This is a genomic window from Helicobacter salomonis (assembly GCF_900197775.1).
GTDB classification, from domain to species: Bacteria; Campylobacterota; Campylobacteria; order Campylobacterales; family Helicobacteraceae; genus Helicobacter; species Helicobacter salomonis.
The window spans coordinates 1-16,745 of the sequence record NZ_FZMA01000044.1 but is presented as its reverse complement, the minus strand read 5'-3'; the positions used below and the strand labels follow the sequence as shown (position 1 = coordinate 16,745).

Annotated in this window: 16 protein-coding genes and 1 pseudogene; all 17 read left to right on the top strand. The window is 45.6% G+C overall.

The window, feature by feature from the left end; translation table 11 throughout:
• Positions 1-219, top strand: a pseudogene (gene tnpA / locus C6H04_RS06805) (IS200/IS605 family transposase); the annotation flags it as partial.
• Positions 220-1,536: 1,317 nt separating this feature from the next.
• Positions 1,537-2,097 carry a ribonuclease H family protein gene (locus C6H04_RS06795; RefSeq protein ID WP_104732716.1) on the top strand — a complete coding sequence of 187 codons (561 nt, stop codon included), beginning with the start codon at positions 1,537-1,539 and terminating at the stop codon, positions 2,095-2,097.
• 301 nt (positions 2,098-2,398) lie between these two features.
• Entirely contained in the window at positions 2,399-3,361 is a 963-nt protein-coding gene (gene moaA / locus C6H04_RS06790; RefSeq protein ID WP_104732715.1) for a GTP 3',8-cyclase MoaA, read from the top strand.
• Positions 3,362-4,438 carry an aminofutalosine synthase MqnE gene (mqnE, locus tag C6H04_RS06785; protein WP_104732714.1) on the top strand — a complete coding sequence of 359 codons (1,077 nt, stop codon included), beginning with the start codon at positions 3,362-3,364 and terminating at the stop codon, positions 4,436-4,438. It abuts the gene before it with no gap.
• A 209-nt stretch (positions 4,439-4,647) separates the two neighbouring features.
• Positions 4,648-7,068 (top strand): outer membrane protein assembly factor BamA, encoded by a 2,421-nt coding sequence (bamA, locus tag C6H04_RS06780; protein ID WP_233709758.1) that lies wholly within the window; start codon positions 4,648-4,650, stop codon positions 7,066-7,068.
• The gene (locus C6H04_RS06775; protein WP_199767097.1) at positions 7,040-8,125 is read left to right on the top strand and encodes a dehypoxanthine futalosine cyclase; all 1,086 of its coding nucleotides are present in this window, start codon (positions 7,040-7,042) and stop codon (positions 8,123-8,125) included. The genes bamA and C6H04_RS06775 overlap by 29 nt, the downstream gene beginning before the upstream one ends.
• Before the next feature lie 218 nt (positions 8,126-8,343).
• A complete protein-coding gene (locus C6H04_RS06770; protein WP_104732717.1) occupies positions 8,344-9,567 on the top strand; it encodes a M16 family metallopeptidase in 1,224 nt (407 codons plus the stop codon).
• 30 nt (positions 9,568-9,597) lie between these two features.
• Positions 9,598-9,849, top strand: a complete 252-nt coding sequence (locus tag C6H04_RS06765) for a hypothetical protein (RefSeq protein WP_104732712.1) — start codon at positions 9,598-9,600, stop codon at positions 9,847-9,849.
• 9 nt (positions 9,850-9,858) lie between these two features.
• Positions 9,859-11,280 (top strand): Asp-tRNA(Asn)/Glu-tRNA(Gln) amidotransferase subunit GatB, encoded by a 1,422-nt coding sequence (gatB, locus tag C6H04_RS06760; RefSeq protein WP_199766093.1) that lies wholly within the window; start codon positions 9,859-9,861, stop codon positions 11,278-11,280.
• Positions 11,281-11,564: 284 nt separating this feature from the next.
• Positions 11,565-12,671, top strand: coding sequence for a Cj0069 family protein (locus C6H04_RS06755; RefSeq protein ID WP_104696339.1), 1,107 nt, complete (start codon positions 11,565-11,567; stop codon positions 12,669-12,671).
• Between the two features lie 17 nt (positions 12,672-12,688).
• A complete protein-coding gene (locus C6H04_RS06750) occupies positions 12,689-13,198 on the top strand; it encodes a C40 family peptidase (protein ID WP_104732710.1) in 510 nt (169 codons plus the stop codon).
• A gap of 295 nt (positions 13,199-13,493) precedes the next feature.
• Complete coding sequence (locus C6H04_RS08285; protein WP_267892272.1) at positions 13,494-13,622, top strand: hypothetical protein; 129 nt, start codon at positions 13,494-13,496, stop codon at positions 13,620-13,622.
• A 156-nt stretch (positions 13,623-13,778) separates the two neighbouring features.
• Positions 13,779-14,462, top strand: coding sequence for a hypothetical protein (locus C6H04_RS06745; protein WP_233711884.1), 684 nt, complete (start codon positions 13,779-13,781; stop codon positions 14,460-14,462).
• Between the two features lie 24 nt (positions 14,463-14,486).
• Positions 14,487-15,074: a vWA domain-containing protein gene (locus tag C6H04_RS06740; protein ID WP_233711883.1), complete on the top strand. Its 588-nt coding sequence runs from the start codon at positions 14,487-14,489 to the stop codon at positions 15,072-15,074.
• 85 nt (positions 15,075-15,159) lie between these two features.
• Positions 15,160-15,369 (top strand): protein phosphatase 2C domain-containing protein, encoded by a 210-nt coding sequence (locus C6H04_RS08195; protein WP_233711882.1) that lies wholly within the window; start codon positions 15,160-15,162, stop codon positions 15,367-15,369.
• Between the two features lie 3 nt (positions 15,370-15,372).
• Positions 15,373-15,567 carry a hypothetical protein gene (locus C6H04_RS08190; RefSeq protein WP_233711881.1) on the top strand — a complete coding sequence of 65 codons (195 nt, stop codon included), beginning with the start codon at positions 15,373-15,375 and terminating at the stop codon, positions 15,565-15,567.
• Between the two features lie 209 nt (positions 15,568-15,776).
• Positions 15,777-16,445 carry a hypothetical protein gene (locus C6H04_RS08185; RefSeq protein ID WP_233711880.1) on the top strand — a complete coding sequence of 223 codons (669 nt, stop codon included), beginning with the start codon at positions 15,777-15,779 and terminating at the stop codon, positions 16,443-16,445.
• Positions 16,446-16,745 lie beyond the last annotated feature (300 nt).

Below are 16,745 nucleotides of genomic sequence, written 5' to 3'. Positions count from 1 at the left end.
AACAAGAGCAACTACAATCTAAAAGCCCATTTGATTTTAGTGTGTCAATACAGAAAAAAGTTGCTCGTAGGCGATGTGGCTATTTTTATAAAGTCTGTGCTTGAGGAGATAGAGGAAAGTTCAGATTTTATCATCATAGCAAGGCAAACCAACAAAGACCATCTACACCTCATGATTGAATATCTCCCTAGAGTGTCTATCAGTTTCATCAGATCAAGGGGATGACTACTTGTGAACCGCCACTCCCTGAAGAGAGAAGCTTCCTAACTAACTTCAAACTAGCGTTTCTGAACTGAGAAAGACTTTGCTATGTATAGTCTGCAAGGCTAGTTTCTAACCCAAGAGACCTACAAACCCGCTGATGGGTAGCACATCATCATGCGCGAGAGAAACAGCTTGTAGAAGACGCACAAAATACTCTTGTGCAGGCAGTAAGTGAACCGCCCCTCACCTAATAAGTCCTAACGGGCACTAACTCGAATTACGCTTAATCTTGGCGGTTAGAATGAGCGCATCCAACTCTTAGTATTCAGGCTTTCACTAATCTCACTTACCTATTGCAAGGGTAGCTTTTCTTGGCGTGCACTTACATTTAGTGCCCTAAAGGATTGAGTTTTACGCACGTTCAGATAAAGTTTGGAGAAATCCAAGATTTATCCCGTTCTTGTGCAGGCATTTTTGGAAAGAACAGAAGTTTTGGAGGGATGGATTTTTTGCCTGTTGAGAGACTAACCCCAAGCAAGCAGAACGCTTGCGCTATCAAAACTGCTGAAGATGTATGGGAATAGAGATAGCAAGCACAATCATCAAGTTCAAAACTGCAAACCATCAAAAGATACATAGAAAATCAAGGATTGAAGGCATTCATCCCACTCGCTAAAACAAATGCGACGCATTTGCTAGAGTGGGGTTTCTGCTGAGGAGTTTTAAAGCTAGGGGCTTTAGGGCATAAGTGGTAAATTCTAGGACATCTTTCTAGGGTGCCCCAAGCGTCGTTGTACAAGAGAGTCTTTAAAGTCCCTACGGCGATTGAGTAGCAAATTATAACAATAAGCCCGTGCCGTGTTTTGCGTAGCAAATACGCTGAGTATAACATGCACTACCCTGAAGAGTACCGCCAACCTTTCGTGAACCTCAGAAGAGTTTTAACCCTGAAGATATTTTTTTAGAACCAGTTGATTGTTAGGATCGGTGTGAGCCCTCGATCAAAACAAATTGTGAGGCAGGTCTTAGGATTTGGTTGTTACTATGCTTAAGAAAACAAAAATCAAGAATAATTATGACTTGTCCTGTTCGTTATCAAGTAGCCTACCTAAACTAATAAGCATTCTGTGTCATCGTTTTTATTTTTTCCAATAGCTTTGGAGTTGATTTTTTGATAGAGGACTAGCTGGATTTTTATAGAATTCATATGGCTTTTCTAACCCTGCTTTCAACATTTCCATGCTATCTCTCAGACCTAACATGCTACAATGCCAATACAGAGAGGACAAATCATGGACATTGGCCCTCTTATCCTCAACGCAAAGGATAGTCATGAAAAATATCACTCTCATTACGACCGGGTCAGCTAAAACCACTGGGCCATGCAAAAAATGTCAAACACGCTTGGGAATTTGTGGTTGGGCTTTCTGTGCCTTGGATAGTCAAGAGAATGTCCTGGTGGAAAATGGTGGGGCCAAACAAGGACATTGTACAAGCTTAGAATTCTACCCCATCAGCGAGGGGCTTAAGGCCGTCGTCCAGTATCAGCCCCTCCAGATCACAATTTATTGCGACCACCTGAGCATGATAGAAGCCATTAACACAAAAGGCATGCAGGCTTATGCTCTCTCCAAACAACAACAAGCCTGGCGTAATCTTCTCTTACAGCATGCTCATAAAATCCCTATCACTGCCATTCATATCCACGATAGACCCGAATTTACAACTCTTTACTGGGAATGTGATATGCGTGCCTATAAAAACATGAAAGAGCTCTTTCTCCAGCACCATCCCCATGAAACCGTTCACGAACACTGTGCTAAAGTCCCCCCGCCCGAGTATGTTCCCAAGACCCGCGTCTATCCCTTCAGCTCCACATCTTCCAATCTTTAGATTGGGCGTTTTGCATAGGCGTTTGGAGCATGGCGCTCAATCCCAAAGACACCAGCATGATGTGGGATGTCAGAACAGCTAGTCGAGCACTCCCAAGATGGGTTTGGGGGTTTGTATTCTGACTTGCCTTTTTCTTGTCCTGCACTTCCCTAACCCCAAGGCTAAAGTGTCGCTTTGGGTAACCTCGGCGTGATAGAGGGCGTTTCAAGCTTTTGTGCGTTCTTTGCACGATACCTTACCCGGCGCTTCAATTCAGCCCAGTTTTGCTATGTTATAGAAAAATTTTCAAGAGAGGATCACGATGCTAGTGGATGACTTTGGGCGACAGATTACCTATTTGCGTGTCTCACTCACCAAACAATGCAATTTTAGATGTGCCTATTGCATGCCCACCACTCCCCTAGATTTCACCCCTCATGAGGATGTGATCCCCTTAGAACACATGTTAGAGTTTTTAAAGGTCGCCATAGATGAGGGGATTGAAAAAATCCGCCTCACTGGAGGCGAGCCATTATTGCGCAAAGACCTAGTGCCCTTTATCGCACAATTGCATGCCTATAACCCCAAAGTTTTACTGGTGCTTACCACTAACGCGTTTTTACTAGAGAAGTATGCCCAATCCCTCAAGCAGGCGGGTTTGAGCCGTGTGAATATCTCTTTGGATTCACTCAAACCCAAGCGAGTGGTGCAAATTTCTAAAAAAGACGCGTTGGGGGCCGTATTGAGAGGTATTGAAGCAGCCTTGCAAGTGGGGTTAAAGCTCAAATTTAACATGGTGGTGCTCAGGGGAGTGAATGCAGATGAGATTTTAGACCTCTTGGAATTTGCCCAAGAGAAGAATGCTCAGATTCGCTACATTGAATTTATGGAAAATACCCATGCGAGTGCTTCCTTACAGGGCGTTTCTCAGGCGCAGATTTTAGAGGCTATTATGGCCAAATACCAAATCGTGGGTGTACCCCAAAAAGAGCTAGGACCTGCACAAATTTACACCCTAGAAAACGGTTACCAATTTGGGATTATCGCCCCTCATAAGGAGGATTTTTGCAAGAGTTGTAACCGCGTGCGCGTGAGCGCAGATGGGATTTTGTTTCCTTGTTTATATTACCAAGATAGCGTGAATGCTAAGGAGGCAATTTTGAGTACTGAGCGCGCGCGCATGCAGAGTGCGCTGAGGCAGGCAGTGGCTAACAAGCCCGAAAAGAATCTTTGGAGTGGGACCTATCAAATTTCTGAACGCGCATTTTACCAAACCGGAGGCTAAATGGATTTACTCACACAGGCAATCGATTCGCAGGATTTAGACGCGATTAGTCTAGTCAAACTTTATGATTACGATCTCTACACTTTAGGTGAGGCAGCCCATGCTATCCGCACACGCTTTCACCAAAATCAGGTTTTTTTCAACACCAATCGCCACCTCAACCCGAGTAATATCTGTGCGGACAGTTGTAAATTCTGTGCCTTTTCGGCGAGTCGTAAAAACCCTAATCCTTATGAAATGGGGCATGCAGAAATTTTGGAGCAGATTGAGGCGGCTTACCAAGCGGGGGTTAAAGAGGTGCATGTGGTAAGCGCGCATAACCCAAATTACACTTATGAATGGTATTTGGAGCTGTTTAGACTCATCAAGGCACGTATGCCCGATTTGCATTTAAAGGCGATGACGGCCGCTGAGGTACATTTTTTAAGCACCAAATTCCAGCATCCCTACCAAAAAGTTCTGGAGGATATGCTGGAAGCGGGAGTGGATTCTATGCCCGGAGGTGGAGCGGAAATCTTTGATGAGGGGGTGCGCAAGCGCATTTGTGGGGGTAAGGTGAGCTCAAAGCGTTGGCTAGAAATCCATCAATATTGGCACTCTCTAGGTAGAATGAGCAACGCGACCATGCTCTTTGGGCATATTGAGAGTAAGGAAGATCGCCTAGATCACATGCTCCGCCTTAAAGCTGCTCAAAGTCCCCATGCTGTGGAGAAAAAAGGGGGGTTTAACGCCTTTATTCCCCTTCTCTACCAACGCGATAACAATTTCTTAAAAATTCCGCGTAGTCCTAGCGCAGTGGAGATTCTCAAAACCATCGCCATCGCGCGCATCGTCTTGCAAAATATCCCTCACATTAAGGCTTACTGGGCAACTTTAGGGCTCAACTTAGCCTTAGTGGCCCAAGAATTTGGGGCAGATGATTTGGATGGCACTATTGGTGTAGAGAAGATTCAATCTGCCGCAGGGGCTAAGAGCGCGAGCGGGCTGGCTAAAGAAGATTTGATCGCCCAGATCAAGGATGCCAAATTCCAACCCGTAGAACGAGACAGCCTTTATAACACTTTGAGGGTGTGGTAGGCTGTTAAATTTCCATTTACTTTGGTTTATTTTTTTATGACACTTAAGGCTCGGGTGCGCTATAATCCAAGCTCATAGTCATGCAAGTTTAGAGGTGTTCCATTAAAAAGTTTCTCACGATCATTTTGGTATGTGCGGGGCAATTATTCTTGCCTGTAAACGCCCAAGAGGCTAGGATTACAAGCATAGAGTATAAGGACCTCTCCTATATGTCTGATATGCTTGCAGGCGAGATTGTCAAGCTCAAGAAAAACGATTCGCTGGACTTAGAGAGAGTCGATGAGGCAATTTTAGACCTCTATAACCAGGGTTATTTTGAAGATGTCTATGCCACTTTCAAAGATGGTAAATTAGTGTTTCACTTCAAAGAAAAGCCTCGCATTGCTGGGGTGGAAATCAAGGGATATGGCACGGAGAAAGAGAAAGAAAATCTCTATGCCCAAATGGGAATTAAAAAGGGGGATACTTATGATGAAAATAAACTTGAAAACGCCAAGTACATTCTCAAGGCTGCGTTAGAACAACAAGGTTTCTATGGAAGTGTGGTGGAAACACGCACGGAGAGTTTGGCCAATGGGGGGGCTTATCGCATTGTGTTCCATGTCAATCGGGGCAATCACATCTACATCACTAGATCCACTTACGAGGGTCGAGAGCAACTCAAGTCTAGGGTGGTAGAATCATTGAGTGCCAACAAACAACGCGATTTCATGGGCTGGATGTGGGGTTTGAACTCTGGGAAGTTACACCTTAACGAGCTGGAATACGACTCCATGCGCATCCAAGATGTCTATTTACGTCATGGCTTTTTGGATGTGAATGTGTCCTCTCCTTTTTTGAATACCAACTTTGCAACCCACAAAGCCAAGCTTTACTATAAAGTCAAAGAGGGGATTCAATACCGCGTTTCTGGCATTGAAATTCAGATTGACAAGCCCATTATTCCCATTCCCAAACTCCTCAAGGGACTTAAAGTTAAAAAGGGGTTGGTGTTCAATATCGAGAACATGCGCACGGATGCCCAGGTTTTAAAACGCCAAGTAGCTGATAAGGGCTATGCCTTTGCCGTGGTCAAACCTGACTTGGATAAAGACGAAGAAAATGGCAAGGTCAAGGTGATTTATCGCATTGAAACCGGGGATTTGGTCTACATCAACGACATCATCATCTCGGGTAACCAACGCACCAGCGATCGGGTGATCCGCCGTGAGGTCTATCTTAACCCTAAAGAACGCTATAGTTTGACTAAAGTAGCTAACTCAGAGAGTGCTCTGCGCCGTTTGGGCTTTTTCTCTAAGGTCAAGATCGAAGAGCGGCGCGTCAATAGTGAATTGATGGATTTATTGGTCAATGTAGAGGAAGGGCGCACGGGGCAAGTGCAATTTGGTTTGGGTTATGGGAGCTATGGGGGATTGATGCTCAATGGGAGTGTGAGTGAGAAAAACCTCTTTGGGACAGGCCAGAGTATGAGCTTGTATGCCAATGTTGCCACAGGGGGAGGGAATCGTAACTACGGGATCAGAGGAAGTGGGCGCTCCTTTTCGGGGAACTTGACCCTACGCAACCCTCGAATCTTTGATAGCCGCTACAGCTCTTCGCTCAGTCTTTTTGCAGAGTATATCATTAACTACAACTATATCCAACAGGGCGGGGGATTTAGCGCCACTGTGGGGCGTATGCTCACCAACACCTTTAGCATGAACTTGGGCTATAACTACAACATCACTAAAATCGTTGGCTTTTCTAGCCCTCTCTATGAGATGTTTTATAGTAGCAAAGACACGATTATTCGTTTCCCCAATGGCCAGCCTGCGCCCGGACCTGATGGCCGCCCTCTCCATGGACTTTGGAATCGCGATTACCACACGCCTACCACCAGCTCTTTCACCTTAACCACGAATTTTGATAACACCGATGACTACTATTTCCCTAAAAATGGCTTCACCTTCTATAACTACACTACCATGGCTGGTCTGCCCTCTGCGGGCGGGCTGAATTCTTGGAATGGTTTGGGTGGTAATGTGCGCAACACTAAGGTTTATGGCAAATTTGCTGCCTACCACCACCTACAAAAATACATTCTCATTGACTTGATTGCGCGCTTTAAAACGCAGGGGGGCTATATTTTCCGCTATAACCCTCAGGATTATCTGCCCTTAAACTCTGTCTTCTATTTAGGGGGTGTTACTACAATTCGAGGCTTTAGAAGCAATTCTATCACCCCTAAAACCCCAGAGGGAATGTGGGTAGGAGGAGATGGGGTCTATACGGGTGCAGTGGAGCTGAGTTATGGTTTGTTGAAAGCAGCTAAAATGCGTGTAGCATGGTTTTTTGACTGGGGCTTTTTGACCTTTAAAACAGATAGCAAAACGGGGGGCTTTTGGCGCAACACTTACGCGAGCGATGTCAACTTTAGAGACTATGGTATCATTGGATCGGGTTATGAACATGGTACTTGGCGCGCTTCTACGGGAATTCAGATTGAGTGGATTTCGCCCATGGGTCCCTTGGTGCTTATCTTCCCCATCGCCTTCTTCAACGATTGGAGCGATAAGAAAGGGCTCTTTTTCAACCCAAATATGCATGACATTACGCAACGCTTTGAGTTTTCTATGGGAACGCGTTTTTAGAAGGACAAACATGCCACGACTAGACAGACAGACACTTTTAGAATGGATGGAGCACAAACCCCTCAAAGAACTGGGGCGTTTGGCCTTGCGTAAAAAGCAAGAGCTACACCCTGATGACATCACAACCTTCATTGTGGATCGCAATATCAACTACACTAATATTTGCTTTGTGGATTGTAAATTTTGTGCTTTCAAGCGCACCATGAAAGACGCAGATGCCTACCTTTTGGATTTTGAAACGATCGATCGCAAAATTGAGGAATTGCTAGCCATTGGAGGCACACAGATTTTATTTCAGGGTGGAGTGCACCCCCAACTCAAAATTGATTACTATGAAGATTTAATCTCCCACATCGCCCAAAAATTTCCCACCATCACCATTCATGGCTTTTCCGCAGTGGAGATCGACTACATTGCTAAAATCTCTCGACTTTCCCTTGTAGAGGTTTTAGAACGCTTAAAAGCCGCAGGATTGAGTTCAATCCCGGGAGCGGGCGCGGAAATTTTAAGCGATCGGGTGCGTGCGGTGATCGCTCCTAAGAAACTCAGTGCAGATCGTTGGATTGAAGTACATAGGCAGGCGCATAAGTGCGGAATCAAGAGCACAGCGACCATGATGTTTGGGAGCGTGGACACCAATGAAGATGTGGTCGAGCACTTGGAGAGGGTGCGTGATTTACAAGAGGAAACGGGGGGGTTTAGAGCCTTTATTCTGTGGAGCTTCCAGCCCAATTTCACCCCCCTGCAACAAGAAAGACCTGATATTAAGAAAGCGAGTGCAAACCGCTATTTGCGTCTGTTGGCTTGCAGTCGTCTATTTTTAGATAATATCCCCAATATTCAAAGTTCGTGGGTTACACAGGGGGCGATGATTGGGCAGTTAGCTTTGCTCTTTGGAGCTAATGATTTGGGGAGTGTGATGATGGAGGAAAATGTGGTCAAAGCGGCGGGCACGAGTTTTTGCATGAATCAAGAAGAGATGATTGCCTTGGTTGCCGATTTAGGAGGCAGGGCGGCCAAGCGCAACACTGCGTATGAGATTTTGGAGAGGTATTAATGGGCACGAGGTTTAAGGGCGCACGCTATGCGCTCTTGTTAGTTGTAGCAGTGGTGGTGTTAATTGTAATAGGAGCATGGATGGAACAGACAAAACAAAATCAGGAACAGAGCGCTCACAGGGTCATTAAACGCGATCAGGTGGGTGAGGGCATTCAATACCTGGAAATTAAGGGGATTAAAATCCCCGTAATCTATGAGGAAAATCATTTACTACCTATGGGCACGATTCGTCTCATGTTCATCGGTGGGGGGAATTTGATGGATAAAGATAAGTACGGATTATCCAAACTGAGCGCAGAGATGCTTAATGAGGGTACAAAAGAGTTAGGCAGCGTTAAGTTTGCCGAGCAGTTGGAGCAACTTGCTATCACACTGGACACAGATATTAGATTGGAGTCTTTGCACATCGATTTGGGGTTCTTAAAGGAGTATCAACAAAAAGCCGTTGGGTATTTACATGACCTGCTCCTTTCACCCAATCTCACTCCCAGCGCTTTAGAGAAAGTGCAAAAACACATGGTTGCCAGTGCTTTGACGAAAATGAGTAATTTTGATTACATCGCACAGCTGGAGCTCAATAAAATTCTATTTGCCAACACTCCCCTAGCCCATCCAGCTGTGGGAACTCCCAAGACTATTCAGAGCATTTCACTTGATGATGTCAAAAAACGTTTAGAAGATGCTCTGGACATCGAGCGACTTATTATTGTGATGGGGGGGGATATGGATGTGCAGCAAACCTTAGAACAGCTCAAACCCTTGCTAGAAACTCTGCCCTCTAACAAGCCCTTCTTCACGCCACACTTTAACACAGTGGAGCAAGCCCAAGAGAAAGTCATTTATAAGGACACGCAGCAGGCTTATATTTATTTTGGTTCGCCCTTTCACATGCAGGACTTGGAAAAAGAATTGCCTCTAGCTAAGGTGATGAGCTTTGTACTGGGTTCAAGCGGATTTGGCTCGCGCTTAATGGATATGATTCGTGTGAAAGAAGGTTTGGCTTACAGCGCTTACATGCGTGTGCAACTCTCGCGTATCATTAATTGTGCCACGGGCTATCTGCAGACTAAACTAGAAAACCAAGATAAAAGCATTGCGTTAGTCAAGCAAGTGGTGAAAGACTTTGTGCAAAAAGGCATCACCCAAGAAGAGTTAGAGGGGGCTAAAAAATTCTTACTAGGTTCTGAACCTTTAGCCAATGAAACCCTAGGCAAACGCCTGACAACTAAATTTCACAATTTTTACTTGGGTCTGCCTTTGGATTACGACAAGGTAATGCTAGAACGCATTAAGAATTTAACATTAGAGGAGATCAACGCGTATATCAAATCTCACCCAGAGGTAGCAAATTTGAGTTTTAGCGTCTTGACCATGGACCCCAAAATCCAAGCTAAAAAAGCCGCTCAAAAGGAAAAAATGGTGCCTGTGGAGCGTAAGTAGCAATTCTAGGGTATTTGGTGGAGATTTTGGATGGGAACTTTCATCCTCTGCTTGCTTGGACTCCTAGTTTTAGGCGGGCTTGTGCGCTTGTTTCCAGTGGTCTTTGACCTATTGATCGAATCGGGAGTCTTTTTGATAGTCGCGCTTGCGATCGGATTTGCGCTTGCGCTTGTTGTTGTGGTGGTGGTCTTTTTTGCCCATGCAATAGTCATCTTACTAGGGCTGGCCCTGGTAGTCGCAGCGATAGCAATCGTCCTAAGAATATTTGGCATTAAATTTTAAAGGATTTTCATGTTTGAAACCATTATCGGGCTAGAGGTACACACCCAGCTCAACACCCAGAGCAAGATTTTTTGTAGCTGTCCGACCAGCTTTAAAGACACCCCCAATAGCAACACCTGCCCCGTGTGTTTAGGCCTACCCGGGGCTTTGCCCGTGCTCAATGAGGCTGCTTTGAAAAAGGCCATTGCCTTTGGGATGGCGATTAATGCCACGATCAACCAAGACTCCATATTTGCGCGCAAGAATTACTTTTACCCCGATTTGCCCAAGGCCTACCAAATTTCTCAATTTGAGATTCCCATCGTGAGTGCAGGGTATTTGGATATTGAAACGGAAGGAGGATTTAAGCGTATTGGTATTGAGCGCGCCCACTTGGAAGAAGACGCGGGGAAAAATATCCATGAGGGGGAGTTTTCCAAAGTAGATTTGAATCGCGCAGGCACACCCCTTTTAGAAATTGTAAGTCGCCCAGATTTGCGTAGCGCACAGGAAGCCATTAGCTATCTAAAGAAGTTACACGCTTTGGTGCGCTTTTTGGGCATTTCTGATGCTAACATGCAGGAGGGCAATTTTCGCTGCGATGCCAATGTGTCCATTCGCCCCAAGGGAGAGGAGAAGCTCTATACCCGTGTGGAAATCAAGAATCTCAATAGTTTTAGATTCATTCAAAAAGCCATCGATTACGAAGTGGAACGCCAAATTGAGGCCTTTGAGCGGGGCACTTATGCTAGCGAAGTGGTGCAAGAAACTAGGCTTTTTGACACCACCAAGGGAATCACTCAGTCTATGCGCGATAAAGAGGGTTCAGCGGATTATCGCTATTTCCCTGATCCTGATTTGAGGCGCGTGCACATCCCCCAAGCCCTCTTAGAGCAGGACATCCCCGAACTACCCGATGCCAAAAAAGCGCGCTACATAGAATTGGGCGTTAAGCCTGAGGATGCGTCTATGTTGGTGAGTGATGTTGCCATTGCAGAGTATTTTGAAGAGATGATTAACATGGGGGCGAGCATAAAAGCAAGTGTGTCTTGGCTGTGCGTGGAGTTGCTAGGACGCCTCGAGGGGCAGGAATTAGAACACTGCAAAGTGAGCGCGCAAACTTTGGGCGCTTTAGTGCAACGCATCGATGACAAAAAAATCTCGGGCAAGGCAGGTAAAGAGATTTTAGACGCTCTGCTTACTCAAAACGCGAGCCAGCCTAGCGATGTGGATGCCCTCATTGAAAAGCTGGGATTAGCCCAAGTGCAAGATCAAGAGGAATTGCTGCGCGCCATTGAAGCTGTGCTGTGCGCGCACCCTGACAAGGTGGCAGAATACAAGGGGGGTAAGGTGAAACTCTTGGGCTTTTTTGTGGGGCAGACGCTCAAAAGCTTGAAGGGCGCAGACCCCAGCGCACTCAACGCACTTTTAAAGGAAAAGCTAGAAAGTTAGCTGATCGTGCGCGAGTTAAAACTTGAGGGGGTTCTGAGGTGTCTTCATGGGCTTAGGAGGGTTTGGCGTGAGATGTTGGCAGGGACAATCAATATCCTATCATTTAGGCTTAAATCCTCTTTGACACATCCATAGCTAGAACAAGTTTTAGAGGTAAATAAGTTCTCGTCATAGTTGTTTGACTGATTTTAAGCAAAAAATCCTCCTTACTCAAGTTTCCCCCATCTATCTGCTACAATAACACCAGCGGGTTACCGCGAACAATCTTTTTTTTGGAGGACATGATGAAAAAGCATGTGGTATTTTTTGAGGCAGTAGGTGGGACGGACAAGGGCAGAGATGGACACAGGCGCGATACCATGCCCATGATGGATTACCTAAAGAAACTTGGATGGCATGCCGAAGTGGTGCAACTCAGCGATGAGATTTTAAAAGATGCCAAGAAAACTGAGAGTATTTATGAGTATGTGCAGGCGCATGCCGATGCCTATGTGTCCCGTGTCAATCCAGGCAATCTCAAAGAGGAGAAACTCTACTTCGACCTTTTGCGCAAACTCTGCGATCATGGCGTGATTGGCATGCCCCACCCAGATGCGATGATCGGTTATGGAGCCAAAGATGCGCTCACCAAGCTAGCCGATACCGAGTTGGTACCCGATGACACCTACGCCTATTATGACCCAGCTGAAGCTAAACGCATTGGAGTAACTTGGGCAGACAAGCACGACTTTAAAAAGACCTTCCCCAAAACTCTGGCTAAGGGCGAGCGAGTTTTAAAGCAAAATCGTGGCTCTACGGGTGAGGGCATTTGGCGCGTACAATTAGAGGAGCCTTTGCCTGCAGGGGCGAGCGAAGTCCCCTTAGATGCTAAAATTAAATGCACCGAAGCCGTGGACAATCATGTAGAGCACCGCAAACTGGGAGAGTTCATGGATTTTTGTGAAAAATACTTAGTTGGGGATAATGGCATGCTAGTAGACATGACCTTTTTACCCCGCATTAAAGAGGGTGAAATCCGTATTTTAATGCTCTACAAACACCCCATTTATGTAGTGCATAAAAAACCTGCTGAAGGTGCAGACGCTTTCAGTGCAACTCTCTTTAGCGGAGCTAAATACCGCTACGATAAACCTGAACAATGGGATAATTTGGTGCACTACTTCCTAAGGCAACTCCCCCATATCCAAAGCAAGCTGGGTAATTACGACCTGCCTCTGATTTGGACGGCAGACTTTATCTTGGATACCGATGAACATGGCAAGGACAAGTACATCTTAGGCGAAATCAACTGCTCTTGTGTGGGCTTCACCACTCCCGTAGAGTTTTTAGACAAAACCGCGCGTAAAGTGGCCAATACGATCATTGACATCGTGGAAGATAAACTTAGCTGAACCGCGAGAGGACTGCCATGTTGCCCCTAATTTTTGGTTTGCCCGCTGCCTTAAACTTAGCCGAGTCTTTCATTGATAATGTTTTTAGAGACAAGGTTACCCCCAAACTTGGGAGTATCTTATACTGTCGTCTCATAGGGCCTACTACCCACACGGGGATTTATGTAGGCGATCAGAGGATTGTCGAATTGCTAGGCTCGGGCGAGGTCAAGCTCTCCACCCCTAAAGAGTTTATCAGCGGTACGCAAGCAATGAGCATTTATGTTTCTTGTCGGGGCAATGAAGCCGTGGGCTTTGCCCAAGCGGCACAAAGGGCAAAAAGTCTTGTAGGCAAAACTCTGGACTACCCCACTATGGGTGTCCCCACAGAAAAGCACGAGCGCAATTGCCATTGTTTCGTCTACGAGTGTCTTACAGGCAAACACGACAGCCAAAAGTGGACTTTGCTAGACATTGAGACCAAGTTTCGGGGCGAATATTTTGACAACTGGCGGGTGTGGGACTTAACAAGCGAAGAGTTATTTTAACCTTATACTGCTGCTTGATAAGTCCAACAACCTGCATGTGTGTATGTGGGAAAGGGGTTTTAGGTTGTTAGGCCTGAGCAAGCAAGCTATCTAGTCTTAAAGAGTTCGCCAGCACCATCCCAAGCCAGCAACTACCCGAAATACATCCATGTTGGGTGGCATTGCAAAAAGTTTCAAGAACTTGTTAACCTTTTTATGTTGCAGTTCACCCATTCACCCATTCACCCATTCACCCATTCACCCATTCACCGGGGCGGGGGCGGATAGAGGTAGGGTTTTAGGAGTTTGGTTGCTGATGAAACAAAAGCCTGACCTATTGGCCTTGCTTCAAAGGCATGACACCCTTTTAATTGATGGGAGCGCGCTTGTAGAGGGCGTGTTTTGGAAAATTTATAACGACACTCTTAGAGAAATTTTACGTTAGGGCAGGGGGCGAGGGAATAGTCTATGCCACTAACACGCCCATGTTGGCTAAAATTTATGGAGATGAGAACACGCGCGCACAAACTAAGGGCGTGCCCGACTACACCCCTAAAAACTCGCCTTACTCACTAAAGTCAAAACCAATCAACGTGTGTGTATGCTCACATGCCTACTCAAAAACCAGCAGGGCGAGTGTGTGGGTTATTTGATGCCCAAAGCAGAGGGCAAGACCTTACAGCACATTTTAGGGGGCTCTAAAGATGTGAAACAATACATTCCTAATTGGAATATGAAAGACCTAGTGCGTTTGTGCATGAGCTTTTTAAAAACGGCGCAATTCTTGCACGATAAGGGGATTTTGATTGGCGACATCAATCCTAATAATCTTATCTTTACCTCTGATGCCGAAATGTTTTTTATCGATTGTGATAGCTACCAAGTGGGCAAATACCCTTGTCCTGTTGCCGACCCCGCCTACCTAGTCCCCGAACATGCTGGCAAACACATGAGCGAAGTGATGCGCTCTAAGAGCGATGAATACTACGCCATTGCTTGTTTGTTATTTGTGATCTTGACTCTAGGCGTGCATCCTTATAACCACAAAGGTTTGGGGCGAAAAGAGGCGATGGAGCGGGGGGAATTTGCCTATCCTCTCAATGGTGCAGATATGTCCTTAGTGCCCAAGGGACGGGCTAGGGATCATTGGGTGCGCTTGAGCCCCAAATTGCAAGGGTATTTCTATGGGAGTGTCCAAAAGGACGGGGCGTTTTACGAACCCAAAAAACGCCTCCCCCCGCCCAAATGGCTGGACGCTCTCAACAAATTCTACCAACATCTATAAATTCATCATAACAAAGAAGCAACAATGAGTGATTCAGATACAGAATACACCGAAGAGTTGGCCGACAACCCCACCAGGCGAGTGCCCATATGCCTTTGCTTGGACACCAGCAGTTCAATGGAGGGCAATCCCATTGAAGAGCTTAACCAAGGTGTGGAGTTATTTTACAAAGAGGTGAATGATCACCCCGTTGCTAGACAAGCTGCCGATGTATGCATTGTAACCTTTGGGGACAATGGGGTGAGTTTGGTGCAAGACTTCCAAAGCATTCGTGATGAATCTGCGCCTCGTTTTAGTGCCAGTAGCGTCACTCCTATGGGTGAGGCGGTGAATGAAGGGTTAGATCACCTAGATAGGCGCAAACAAGAGTATAAAGACAGCGGCACGGAATACTTCCAACCATGGCTGGTGATCATTAGTGATGGCGCTCCTACAGATGATATTAATAGCGCGTGCAAGCGCACTAGCGACATGGCCAAGAGTAAAAAACTCACCATCTTTCCCATCATTGTTGAGGATGGGGATGCGAGCATTTTAAGGCAATTTTCACCTCCCCCCCTACGCCCCCCCGTCAAACTTAAAGGCTTGGAGTTTAAAGAGTTTTTTAAATAGCTGGCGCAAAGTGTGATTAGGGTTTCACAATCGCGTCCGGGCGAAAAGGTGACTCTACCGGATATGAGCGAATGGGCGGAGATGGATGTTTAAATGGCACACCATCGGGCATGCCGTGCAAGGCAGGGGGCGTGAGGATGCAAGACCGCCCATTGAATGCCAAGATAAGATTGACCCTTCTGAGCCCACAACTTACAACCCCAGCGAGATGGCTATCATCGCCCTTGCCGATGGGGCGGGTTCAGCTAAATTTTCTCATTTAGGTGCAGAGGAAACACTAAAAGTCGTTACATAAGATTTGCGTGAAAACTTCACGCGCTACACCAACATGGAACACCCTGGGGAGGTCAGTAGCGCGATTTTGGGGCGAGTGATGCAAACCTTACAAGAGTTGTCTATCCAAAAAACGAACGCACTCCAACGCGATAAGAGCGACATTGAGGGCATTTTTCAAGCCATTTTAGAGGAAGTCCAAGCGATTCAAAACTGGTGAGCAGAACACCACCTGCCCCTAATAGACGCTTTGCAAACTCTGCAAGCGCACACCCCCACAAATTATCGAGGACAAAACACCCAGGCCATAATCCAAGCAGCCCTAAAGGACATGGATAACAAAATTAAGATGTTGCCAGGAAGTTTTCAGGCTAAGGCTTATGAACTCAAATTTAGCTCACTTAAAGACACACTTGCAACATTAAAGAATTGTTAAAAAAGAATGCTCCCATTGAAGAAACATACCACAAGATCAAAAGCAAGATTGTGGATGTGATTCAAAAGACTAAGAATAAACGCAAAGGACTTTTAGAGCGGTTTTCAAGATGGCTTGAAGCCTTATTGGGTTTAGAGCCAGATATGCAAGAAGAGGCGCAGGACGCGCTCAATGACTTAAAAAAACTTCTGTCCCTAGCCCAGCCTTCTGGTTCTTCTGGCACATTGTGCATGCCAACTAAAGACATTAGATGCTACAACTTAACTTGGATACAAAAGACAATCGCCAACCATGAAGGCACTTTAAAAAGACAAATTATCCGCTCTTTTGAGGATTATAAAGCCCTTTTAGATCAAGTTAAGAGGGTAGCTTTTGAAGATTGGCAAGAAGAAAGTTTAGATTTTTTGTTCAATTTTGTGTTTAATGTGCGTGAAGAGTATAAACAGCGCTTTGAGATGATCAAGACACAAATTCAACAAGCCAACAAAACCGCACAAGCCTATCAACGCGATCTCTTAGGCGAGATACGCACCAAAGAGCAAGAGCGTGCAGGCTTAGAAAAGCAGTTTAAAAACCTCAAAAACAATGCCATGCACTTAGAGGACAATTTAAAACTCCTCAGCAGAAACCCCACTCTAGCAAATGCGTCGCATTTGTTTTAGCGAGTGGGATGAATGCCTTCAATCCTTGATTTTCTATGTATCTTTTGATGGTTTGCAGTTTTGAACTTGATGATTGTGCTTGCTATCTCTATTCCCATACATCTTCAGCAGTTTTGATAGCGCAAGCGTTCTACTTGCTTGGGGTTAACCTCTCAACAGGCAAAAAATCCATCCCTCCAAAACTTTTATTCTTTCCAAAAATGCTTGCACAAGAACGGGATAAATCTTGGATTTCTCCAAACTTTATCTGAACGTGCGTAAAACTCAATCCTTGAGTGCACTAAATGTAAGTGAACGCCA